General features: G+C 57.2%; 16 protein-coding genes and 2 pseudogenes. 12 read left to right on the top strand and 6 right to left on the bottom strand.

Translation table 11 applies throughout. The features are described 5' to 3' along the window. Positions 1-352, bottom strand: a 352-nt coding sequence (locus ASD03_RS35180) for a DUF932 domain-containing protein (RefSeq protein ID WP_244494737.1), incomplete at its 3' end; no start/stop codon positions are given. 1,383 nt (positions 353-1,735) lie between these two features. Between ASD03_RS35180 and ASD03_RS35175 the strand changes: the two genes are divergently transcribed. The 6 genes from ASD03_RS35175 (at position 1,736) to ASD03_RS35155 (ending at position 4,095) form a co-directional block, all read left to right on the top strand. Then, complete coding sequence (locus tag ASD03_RS35175) at positions 1,736-2,002, top strand: helix-turn-helix transcriptional regulator (RefSeq protein ID WP_057210374.1); 267 nt, start codon at positions 1,736-1,738, stop codon at positions 2,000-2,002. Between the two features lie 140 nt (positions 2,003-2,142). After that, the gene (locus ASD03_RS35170) at positions 2,143-2,556 is read left to right on the top strand and encodes a hypothetical protein (RefSeq protein ID WP_057218652.1); all 414 of its coding nucleotides are present in this window, start codon (positions 2,143-2,145) and stop codon (positions 2,554-2,556) included. A 218-nt stretch (positions 2,557-2,774) separates the two neighbouring features. Further along, a complete protein-coding gene (locus ASD03_RS35165; RefSeq protein ID WP_057218650.1) occupies positions 2,775-3,020 on the top strand; it encodes a hypothetical protein in 246 nt (81 codons plus the stop codon). A gap of 80 nt (positions 3,021-3,100) precedes the next feature. Beyond that, positions 3,101-3,274: a hypothetical protein gene (locus tag ASD03_RS40105; RefSeq protein WP_164474907.1), complete on the top strand. Its 174-nt coding sequence runs from the start codon at positions 3,101-3,103 to the stop codon at positions 3,272-3,274. 68 nt (positions 3,275-3,342) lie between these two features. Then, on the top strand, positions 3,343-3,591 hold the full coding sequence (locus ASD03_RS35160; protein WP_057218648.1) for a hypothetical protein: 249 nt from the start codon (positions 3,343-3,345) through the stop codon (positions 3,589-3,591). Positions 3,592-3,759: 168 nt separating this feature from the next. Continuing rightward, entirely contained in the window at positions 3,760-4,095 is a 336-nt protein-coding gene (locus ASD03_RS35155) for a helix-turn-helix domain-containing protein (protein ID WP_063978344.1), read from the top strand. Positions 4,096-4,223: 128 nt separating this feature from the next. Here ASD03_RS35155 and ASD03_RS35150 read toward each other — a convergent pair whose 3' ends face one another. Both ASD03_RS35150 and ligD read right to left on the bottom strand, forming a co-directional pair. After that, the gene (locus tag ASD03_RS35150) at positions 4,224-4,838 is read right to left on the bottom strand and encodes a GrpB family protein (RefSeq protein ID WP_057218647.1); all 615 of its coding nucleotides are present in this window, start codon (positions 4,836-4,838) and stop codon (positions 4,224-4,226) included. Between the two features lie 319 nt (positions 4,839-5,157). Further along, positions 5,158-5,992: pseudogene (ligD, locus tag ASD03_RS35145) on the bottom strand (non-homologous end-joining DNA ligase); the annotation flags it as partial. A 170-nt stretch (positions 5,993-6,162) separates the two neighbouring features. Here ligD and ASD03_RS35140 point away from each other — a divergent pair. Then, on the top strand, positions 6,163-6,360 hold the full coding sequence (locus ASD03_RS35140) for a hypothetical protein (RefSeq protein WP_057258458.1): 198 nt from the start codon (positions 6,163-6,165) through the stop codon (positions 6,358-6,360). A gap of 127 nt (positions 6,361-6,487) precedes the next feature. Here the strand turns inward: ASD03_RS35140 and ASD03_RS41215 are convergent, their stop codons facing one another. The 3 genes and pseudogenes from ASD03_RS41215 to ASD03_RS35125 all read right to left on the bottom strand — a co-directional run bounded on the left by ASD03_RS41215 (position 6,488) and on the right by ASD03_RS35125 (position 7,694). Continuing rightward, the gene (locus ASD03_RS41215; protein WP_082555492.1) at positions 6,488-6,595 is read right to left on the bottom strand and encodes a DUF1515 family protein; all 108 of its coding nucleotides are present in this window, start codon (positions 6,593-6,595) and stop codon (positions 6,488-6,490) included. A 202-nt stretch (positions 6,596-6,797) separates the two neighbouring features. Further along, positions 6,798-7,190, bottom strand: a pseudogene (locus ASD03_RS35135) (DUF2280 domain-containing protein). A 243-nt stretch (positions 7,191-7,433) separates the two neighbouring features. Further along, a complete protein-coding gene (locus ASD03_RS35125) occupies positions 7,434-7,694 on the bottom strand; it encodes a hypothetical protein (protein ID WP_225906552.1) in 261 nt (86 codons plus the stop codon). Between the two features lie 84 nt (positions 7,695-7,778). On the opposite strand from ASD03_RS35125, the gene ASD03_RS35120 reads away from it, so the two are divergent. The 5 genes from ASD03_RS35120 to ASD03_RS39575 all read left to right on the top strand — a co-directional run bounded on the left by ASD03_RS35120 (position 7,779) and on the right by ASD03_RS39575 (position 9,422). Continuing rightward, positions 7,779-7,982, top strand: coding sequence for a hypothetical protein (locus ASD03_RS35120; protein ID WP_057210362.1), 204 nt, complete (start codon positions 7,779-7,781; stop codon positions 7,980-7,982). A gap of 358 nt (positions 7,983-8,340) precedes the next feature. Beyond that, the gene (locus ASD03_RS35115) at positions 8,341-8,562 is read left to right on the top strand and encodes a hypothetical protein (protein ID WP_057210360.1); all 222 of its coding nucleotides are present in this window, start codon (positions 8,341-8,343) and stop codon (positions 8,560-8,562) included. Positions 8,563-8,702: 140 nt separating this feature from the next. After that, entirely contained in the window at positions 8,703-8,828 is a 126-nt protein-coding gene (locus ASD03_RS38540) for a DUF3606 domain-containing protein (protein ID WP_082555491.1), read from the top strand. An 83-nt stretch (positions 8,829-8,911) separates the two neighbouring features. Continuing rightward, positions 8,912-9,169: an acyl carrier protein gene (locus ASD03_RS35105; RefSeq protein ID WP_057218640.1), complete on the top strand. Its 258-nt coding sequence runs from the start codon at positions 8,912-8,914 to the stop codon at positions 9,167-9,169. Positions 9,170-9,275: 106 nt separating this feature from the next. Next, the gene (locus ASD03_RS39575; RefSeq protein WP_156408130.1) at positions 9,276-9,422 is read left to right on the top strand and encodes a hypothetical protein; all 147 of its coding nucleotides are present in this window, start codon (positions 9,276-9,278) and stop codon (positions 9,420-9,422) included. Positions 9,423-9,863: the final 441 nt, after the last annotated feature.

The following is a 9,863-nucleotide window of genomic DNA, read 5'->3' as shown; positions in this document are numbered from 1 at the left end:
TGGCATCGATGGTGCCGGTCTGCGTCACCAAGGAATTGAGGCAACGGACACGGAAAAGCCCGGCCATCAGCTCGTAGGCGCTGGTTCCGTCATTGGCGTTTTTCAGGAGRATTTCGCAAACCGTATCCCCGACATTGTARATCTTGCCGTCATCGATGCGGCGTAGCCGGATGAGGTGCTTGGTAAAATCGGCCTTGCCTTCGATGCGGCTGCGCGACTGCTTGGCGCCGACCGGCATGAAGCCTTCGTTCATAAGGCCGCGCAATACCTCGATGGTCGGGATGGGTTCGAAACGTTCGGACCGGCTCTCATGGGCGGTCACGGCAAAGATTGACGGYGCGATRTGGCGCATYTCRGTTTCGGTCAGGGYRCGGCCRGTGTCGAAGCGGGCGGTTCGGGCGTAGATGCTCATTGTCTGTCTCCTGTTTTCCCGTTTCCCGAAGGGAGGCCCCCTTTCGGGCGAAGCCTCCCCGGTCTTTCCGGGGGAATGGCCTCTGACATTCCCCCGGACAGAGGGGGGTGGGCTTGAGCCCGCCCCACGGCGGGGAGCGAGACTGTCAAGCGGGGTGGCGCGGAAGGTGGCGCATCTTCTCGGGTCCGCCCTCGGCGGACTGGCGCGGAAGATGCAACGGCTTCACGGGCCGCTTGACCGGCTCGGGCACCGCTGTCATGGGGCGAAAACAAAGATGTGGCCCGGAACGGGCTTCCTATACGGGCGCGAAGCACCCGACTGGACAAGCGATCGTTACCGCAATCGGCGGAGACAGCCGAAGGCAGGCTTCGTGCCGGCGGCATCGGGCGCGGCCGACCGGAACGGGCGGTGGCTCAGAGGGACAAGTCGCCCAAGAGTTTTATTGATGGTTGTGAGCCCTGCTCTCCGAAAGCGGGTTGAAGATGCTGCGCGATGACGTCGATGGTGTAAACCTGTTCACCGTCCCGCTCGTAGCTGGCATTCGAGATCCGGGAGCGACATAGACGAGACCTGTTCCTTGATCCACTCGGCCTGCTTATTGTCGAGGATCGTAACCTGGAATCAGGCGGTCGCCGACTTGCTGTCGCCAGGTGGCAACCCATTCCCGATTGGTGGCAAATGTTCACTTACAAGACCTGGCCGAGAAGGGTGTGGCGGTTGACACATCGCATGGATTAAACCTTCCTTACCCGCTCGAATCCGTTTACTTGTGCAAGCCGAACCAATGCCGCTCGGTTTTGCCAGAAGTATCATTCTTGATGTCGAAGAAGTAGGGCACTGACCGGAGAGGCCGAGAAATGGAGACCGATTGTATGCAGCGCCGCTGCCGATCAGAGTTGTAAAGACCGTGCGCATTGCCTTGGCAAATATTGACTGCCTTGACGCACAGGTCGCCCTTCCCGGGGAAGCCGTCGCCGTCCCTTCTGCTCCTCACCTGATAGCCTTCCGGGCATTCCGCATATCTCTCGTAGCCTGGCGATCCCGTCCCTCCTTCGGGGCAGGTCGGCCAATTGAATCCCGGCTTCTTCATCGCGGAGATGAGGCGAGCCATCGGCGGATGGCAGGCGGGAACACCGCGCCAAGAGGGGTGGGAAGACGACGCGCACAGCAAGACTTCGCAACCCCATTCGCTCCCAGAAGCGGGGGTGGGAAGCGCGGCGGTCGTCAGAAACACTGCGACGAGTACGGTTACAGACTTACCTTTGGCAAACATCGGCCGATATCTCATTCAAACCTAGCAACGAGTAAATTATAGTTTATCGAATGGCGACGAGCAAGCGTAAGAAGCCCGACACGGACCTTGGGACGATGATCCTGCGAAACATGGCGATGGTCATGGAGCGCGAGCGGGAAAAGCGCGGGCTGGCTAAAAAAGATATGGCTCGTCTCTGTGAGATTACCAATCCTTACTATTTTGGAATCCTCAATGGGACAGCCAACCCTTCCTTGCAGGTCATTACGCGGATAAGCACGAATCTGAAGGTTCCTCTGCAAGAGTTAATGATGGGCGTGAAATCCAGCGACAGCTGAACTTTGATTGGCCAACGTTGTATCGTTCAGGTCACGGAGTCATTGCACGAATTATAAATTATAGTTTATCATCGTCCCACGTTTTCGCTTCGAACTATGCGTTCGGACCAAAGGGGGATGAGACAATCCTGAAGAAACCGTTGGCTGCGGCACTGCTCCTTGCGGCGACCACCGCAAGTGCGGGGGACAATCCGATGTGGCGTAGCGGCCTCACCTGGACCTGCGCTTTCACCTCAGTCATTCGGTGCGAGCGGCTGATCGATTGCAAGTCGAGCGGGGAGATCGGCGAAATCGCGGTAGACTATAGCGAGAACCGACTGATCGATGAGGCGGGAAACGACCATCCGATCAAGCGCCACTACGTCCAGACCGTCGCCGGCAGTCCGATCGGCAGTGAGGTGAAAATCGAACTCGCGACAAACGAAGTGGTTTGGCTTTCACCTGTCGATGAGGCTGGAACATTTTCCGACAGCTGGATCGGCGTGATGCTATCGCCCAAGGCGGGCGTGATCGTGCAGGAGCTTCGACCGTTGATTTGCGGACCTAAGAAATAGGTCGGAACTCGATCCACTGGCCCGGCTGCGCGAGGTTTTGCTTTGTGGCCGTCTTCCTGCTTGCTGAGGCAAGTTACGATGGCGACATGTGGCGAGACATGCTCGAGGAGGCATACCGGCGCGGATGGAGCACATAATGTTCGAGAGAGCATCTGTGAATTAGCTAAGCCTTGTGCACGGCAACCCGCGTCCTAACATATTGTGCAGGAGGAAACGCCATGCCGAAAATCCCCGCGCCGAAGCATTCGAAATGCCATCCCGATCGCAGCCTTCACTGCCAGGAAGCGCTTGAGGCTGAATTCCAATATTTGGCCGCAAAAGCCGAGGCCGCCGGTTGGTCACGAAATGAAGTCGCCGAGGCTTTGATCGAGTTGGCGGACAACAATTACCTGACAATGAATGCGGAAACGGAAATGTTTGACCTCGGCGCCGGCGTCGTGCTGCTCGCACCGAAACATCACTGACGCCCTCCCTAAAACTGGTCGTTGACTCTCTGCGCCTATGAGAACATTTGTAGAACAAACATACTCAGAAGGCATTGAGCATGAGCGACGAAGTTGGCGCTACCAAGAGAGCGGAAAGCGGCCTGTTCGAGCACCTGTGCGAACATCCAGGCTGCAGGAAGTGGGGCGCGTTCGGCTATGCCCACGGACGGGCGGCGCCAAACTGGTATTGCTTCGAACACCGGATTGAATGGCCACCGGCCAAGAAGTCCTGACCCACTGGCGCTGGCGGGCCCTTTCACGACATGCGGCTTGTCAAAACCTCGATCGAGGAAGAAAGCGCATGTCTAGGAAACAGCCGGTCATTATAGATACGCTCGGAAAACTGCTGGATGACGGCTATCAGTTTAATCTCTGGTGCTTGGATTGCAGCCGCGGCGGAATCAGCCCGATAGAGCCGTTCGTGAAGAAGCTCGGGCGCGATCATCCGATCTATGTCAGAGGCCACGCCAAGTGCGCCAAGTGCGGCCGCAAGAATGTCGAGGTGCGGATACAGGCGCCGGCTGGTGGCGTGCGCCCGGTTCAGGGATGACGCCGGTCGGCGCCAGAGATAATCGCCGTGGCGCTACTCGGCGCCAAGCATCGAGGGGTGAACTCCGCCACCGCTCGAAAGCGCCTGTCTACCCACAGATCTGCGAGTTGTGACGCCAAGTGGTCTTGTTCCATATAGGCCCGTGTTTCAGAAGCGGAGTGCGTATACATGGCCAAGATGAACGAAACCTCGATGGCGCTTTCCCTGCAAATTGGTGAGCGTCTCAGAACAATCCGTCAAATGCGGGGGCTTTCCCAGGAGAAGGTGGCGGCGGCGCTTGGCATAACGTTCCAGCAGATCCAGAAATATGAGCGCGGGGCGAACCGCCTTTCCGTTCCAACCTTGATTCAAATCTGCGAAGTCCTGAACGCCCACCCGATGGAAATCATCGGTGACTTTTCAATGGACGACAAGGCCGAGAGACCGAACGTGCTTGTCCAGCGGCTTGCTATTGCGGAAAGCAAACTCTCTCGGATGCAGAAAATTTTGGCCGAGCGGGATTGATGCGGGAACCTTTTTCCGGACACTCTGTTTAAGTTGTTCCCCGAACCTTGATTAGGCCCCTCTTCCCCGGGGCCTATTTTTTGAGCTCAAACACGTCGGGATTATCGGCTCGCTCGTGAATCGCGCGTCTAACTATCTCCCAGCCAGCCTTGGCTCTCGAAGATTTTGCGGTAGATCTCCCTCACGACATCCTGCTTTCTCAGGTTGTAGTCAGGCGCGGTTGTAGCCCCGTTTTTTGCCAGCAGCTTTGCATCGGCATAACGTTGCTTGTCCGCTGGCCGCTCGCGCAACCAATCTCGGAACAGAATATGCCGCGCGTGCTCTGGAGATCCCGGCCCAAAAACATGCAGGTTGATGCGCGGATTGTCATGGCGCAGCATGCGATGCTGATACCATGAGCGCTCTCTTACCGTTAGTTCATAGCCAAGTGCTTCAAGGGCCGGGACGTATTGGTCCTCCCGTTCAGGATCGGCGACAATCAGATCAATGTCGATAACCGGCTTTGCGGGGAGCCCTGGCACCGCCGTCGAGCCAACGTGCTCGATGCTCAGCGCGATTTTCGGGGTAACCGCCTCAATCCGCGCCTTATGGACCTCATACGTCTCAACCCACAGCGGACTATAGTCCTCGACCTCAATCTCTTCGCGCTTCGGCTTCCCGTCAACCCATGGATTTTCATCAGGATCGCCCTCTGCGAAGGTGACGATTGAAGCTTCATCCGGCCAGTGTTCACTCTTCTTCATGACTGTCTTTTTGCTCCTACGACAATGGCTTTCTAACGGTCGCGGAGTAATGGGCAAGGCTTCCTCGAGTCAAAAAACTGTCAGCGAAACCATGAAAAGGGGCCATCTCGGCTTACTCGCTCGTCGACAGTCCCTGCGTGTCGAAACCACCGCGGTTTGGTTTAAATCCAGCAACGAGCCAAGAAGGCGTCGTCGACATTATGGCAGCGCTCATCCACAGGAACAATTTTCCGGGAACCGCGTTTTGTTCGCACCCCATGGACGGCAGGCACTCCCCCCGCACCCGCTGTCCCACTCTTCGGCCCCTGTACGCAGGGGCCTATTTTTTGAGCTCGAAGACATCGACGTTGTCCGCCAGCTCGCGCAGTCCCTTGAACGATGGATGCCGGAGCTTCCCGTCGCTGGTGAACTCCGTATAGGTGATCTCGGCGACAAATGCGGGCTCGCAGAACACGACGTTCTTGCGCTTCAGTGTGACCGGCGGCACTTTCGCCGGTATCGCTGCCAGTTGCTTGCGGAGGTCGCGGGCCATCTTGTCAGCAAAGCCTGTGCCGACGCCGCCGACATAGACCAGTTCGTCGCCTCGCCTTGCCGCCAGCAACAGCCGCGAAATCGCGCCGGTCACTTTCGTTGAAGGTTCGAACCCAACGACGATAAAGCCGTCGCTCTGGATGCATTTCAGTTTGAGCCAATCACCGAGCCGGCCGGAACGGTACGGCGCCCGCCTGTCCTTGGCGATAATACCTTCAAGGCCGAGCTTGCATGCATGCGCAAGGATAGCCGCACCCTCGCCCTCGATCTCTTCTGACAATCGAATAACCGTGCCGCCCTCGGCGATCGCATCTTCGAGCATCGTCCGACGCTCCCGCTGTTCCATGCCCCGCAGGTCGTGACCGTCAAAGTAGAGGAGATCGAAGGCGTAAAATAACGCCTCGCCGGCGACGCGCTTGCCGCCTCGGCCGCCGAGTGCCGCCTGCAGCATGCCAAAGTTCGAACGGCCTGCATCGTCTAGCACGACCGCCTCGCCGTCGAGGATCATGGCCTAGCGCCTTTGCCGCGGCCTCGATCGCAGGGAAGCGTTGGGTCCAGTCATGCCCGCCCCGGGCAATGATGCGTACGCCGCTCGGCTCGACATGCACGGCCAGGCGGTAGCCGATGGGGTGGACGCCCCCCGACGGCCTCGAATGTGACAATATGTGGAGGGTGTTCCTGCGAGGAGAATGGTTATGAACGAGATCGGCATCATCGGGTTAGACTTGGCAAACGAATTTCCAGTGTAATCCCCATCAACGGCGCATACTCGATGTCGGCTGGGATTAGGGCTATGGTGATTGCATCTCGATACGAGATTATACTCCCTGACGAGTTCGCAAAGATTGCGAGCGTCTTTCATGATCTGCTGGAAGAATTGAATCTGTCGCCAGGCAGCGAGCGAGCCGACACGCTTGCTGCAGACCTTATCCGTTTCTATCAAAGCGGGATTCACGATATCCAAGCGCTCAAACTTTTGATGAAGCCCTAGCTGGCCTCGCGAGTTTTTGGCGCAAAAAGCGGCCTTCCCTGCAGAGTTGCGGAACGGAAGGCCGCGAGAATTTGGCAATGATCTAATCTACGCGTTTAAACTAAGAATGGCGAGACGCTCGATTGGTTTAAACCTTTCCGATTATAATCAACACGATTCGCCGTATGTCTTCGGCGAAGCTGACACCGAGCGCCATCGCCGCAATGCCGGTCACGCCGAGCGCACCGATGCCCATCAACTTCTATCAAAGCGGATTCACGATATCCAAGCACTCAAAATTCTGATGAAGCCATAGCTGGCCTCGCGAGTTTTTGGCGCAAAAAAGCGGCCTTCCCTGTAGATTTCCGGAAGCCCGCCGCGTTGATGCGTCGGTTCATGGTGTTAAGCTCTTTTGCTTTCAGGGAAGTATGCGATAGTTGATAGGCGGGAAGGCACGGTCAGGAGAGACCGTTACGCACCTCTACAGGGCCACCGTCTGGACCGGTGATTGCTCGCCGGTTCGTGTAGCTGTCCCCTACTTCCTTGGCTGCCTGCTCCATCTTGTCGGCCATGCGCTGTAGAGCCACAGCCGAACTGCGCGGTGGCTGATGGCGATGGTGGCCGCGTGTCCTCAAGGAACGTCTTGCGGGTCTCCTCGAACAAAGCGCGCCACTTGGACGCAGGCCCGAGGCAGCTTTCTTGTTCGGGTCGTGGCTCTCGACGAGCTGTCGGCTCACATCGAGGCCGAAGTCCTTCTTGACTGCCGCGGCAACGACCGATGGGCTATCGAAGCAAGCCAGCGCCTGCACGATGTAGGTCTTGACCTCATCGGAGAGTTTTGGTTTGGCCATTGATCCGTCAAAGTCCCGTCAAAGGAGCGGCAATTGGAACGATACAGCGCCGATAGACTGAAACTGCAGCTTACTGGACGCGGGCAGCACCAGTGGGAGTGGCAGATCCTATTAGATGGCGGCAAGCCTATCCGATCGGGCCGCTTGGTCGGGGCTCGGATCCGAGCGAAGGCCGAGGGGCGAGCAGCCATGGAAGAGCTGACCGCTTTCGATATGGACTAGGCCACCCTTAGCTGACACGTGCTACATGCGTGTGCGATCCGCACTCTTGCGATCTCGGGCTTCTGGTTGGCTGCATCGACCATTGCGCGGACGCCGGCTGCATCTGCCCCAGAGATAGCCGATGTGGGCATTGGCAAGATGCTCATGTTCCGGATTGGCGACCGGCGATGAAGAGTCGAAGAATGTCGCTTCGACCCATTCACCGACATCAGCCGCCGGGACGAACGATTTGAAGTCATCCCCGAACATTGTTTCAGGCGGTGTAGGGCGCTTGGCGATCATAATTTGCCTTTCGTCAGCGCCGGAGTGAACCTTTGTTTGTCGCGCGCCTTTTCATTACTGGAGCAACAACATCGGGAGGTTTGAATGAACGAGGATATTATCGAGCGGCTGAACGCTGTCAGTCAGAGGCTTCACACGCGTTCACTCGAATTGGCTCACCCGGATCAAGACCACGATCTTTCCCTGATTATGCAAAGCCTAGCGATCACAATGGAGGCAGTCAGCGCGCTCGGCGCTACAGTCAACCGACTTGACGGTTTGCAGGGGTTCGGCAGAGCGGGCGATTAAGCCCAGCTCTTCCTTTCCGGCAAGCGGAATCAGGTTCGCATTCGATCCGGTTCGAGGCTGAGGCCGTGGCTGTCATAGCTCTCGCGGTAGACTGGCGGGAGATCGACAATCTTGCGATAGGCAGTGGTGCCCAGGCTGCGAATGCCATGTGCGACCGGCGCCGTACCGGATGACGGCGAGTGCGAAGAATGCGACGATCGTCGCGACCGCCGCGAAGATGTCCGCGATCACGAACAAGTGGTGGAATCCGTGGTGATGTGAGAAGCTAGGGAAGCGCATTCTGGTTCCTTTCTGCTGAAGTGAGACCTCGCGTCTCGATTGCGTTTCATCGTTCCGTGAATACGAAGGAGAGATGGCGATGCAGTACAACTGGACCGTGCTTGAAGCTGAATACCAAGGCAAGGATATTGACTTGGTCTCTACTGACCCGCTCGTCGGTCGCCTCGAGTTGATGGCCGAGGACGACGAGGTCATTGAGGTCACGCTCGACCGGGTAATGGCGGAAACCTTGCTATCAGCCTTGCTGAAATTTCTCGGACAGGGTGAAGGCGCGGATGCCTCCAGAGTCACCGCGCATTAATCGGTTGCGGCGGCAAAATTCGAACCTGCGACGTCCAGCTTTCTGAGCTGGCGAGCCACCTGACTGCTCTACTCCGACAGAACTTGGAATATACCTGGGGCTCTCGCGGTTGTGTTTGGCCACACACAAGGAGGAACCCAATGGCAGACGACAAGAAAAACGTTGGCCGGGATCGCGGCCGCGTCGCCGCCGGGCAGGCCTACGAATTGAACTACTTCAAGCGGAAGCACGGCCTCACCGAAGACCAGGTCCGCAAGATCATCTAGGAAGCCGGCAACTCGCGAGAGAAGGCAAACGCCTTAGCTGAAAACCAGAAGAAGATTTAATAGAACGCATCGGAGCCAGCCCTATGAAGATCACAAGAACCGATGTTGCCACCCGCATGAAAATGATCTTCATTGAAGTGTTAGATGTCAAAGCTACTGACCTTCCGGACGACGCCTCGATTGTCGACGATCTAGGAGCAGATGCCTTGAAGATTTCGCAACTGTCGATGATGATCGAAGAAGAGTTCGGAGTATTCATCACAACCGAGTTAATGGGACAGCTCGTGACAGTCGGGGACGCGATCGAGTTCGTAGCCGCACGTGAGCGCGACGGTATTTAATCATTACGGGGCTAAGGCGCGAGGCAAATACCAATGGCGCTGGAAACTGAACGCGACGCCGGAAGGTTGCGCCACGAATTCTCACATTCTGAGCCTGATATGAGTGATGAACAGATCCGCCATCATCTTCATCGTGCTGCTATGCGTCCTCGTTGGGGCCGTACTTAGCCTCATGGCGCTCAAAGAAGATTTTTGGATCCGAGACAGCTCCGACACCCCCAATAACCCGCTGAAACAGCTGATCGCGCAGTGACCGCAGGCGTTCGCCGTTTCGGTTTGAAGAGTGGTGTCACTTGACTGTGACCCCAACTTCGGGCGCACCCTCTGCTGACCAGCATGAGCATATTTCTCCGGCAGGACCCGCGCCGTAGCCGCATTCCTTTTTGGGTGTCTTGCACTGCCGTGGGCTGCGCGCTTCAGAAAGCGCCTTTGCCTCGGCTATCGCCATCGCCCTACTCTTGCGGGTGCTTTTGAGCTTCGGCTGCGCCTTTGCTTTTGCTATCGATTGGACCTTCGCGCGATTACTGCTCGTCTGCGATGAGCCGGTCTCACTGCAAGACGAAAAAAGCAAAAGAGATCCGACAGCGAAGGCAATTTGCGCGCTTCGCAAAAGCTGGACAGTGATTCCGCTAAATCCCGGACGGCGCTTTCACTAAAGTCCGGACAGTTTGACGAGGTTGGTCCTCGGCAGCCT

Source organism: Ensifer sp. Root127, assembly GCF_001425225.1.
Classification (GTDB): domain Bacteria; phylum Pseudomonadota; class Alphaproteobacteria; order Rhizobiales; family Rhizobiaceae; genus Ensifer; species Ensifer canadensis.
This window is presented reverse-complemented; position numbering and strand designations above follow the sequence as displayed.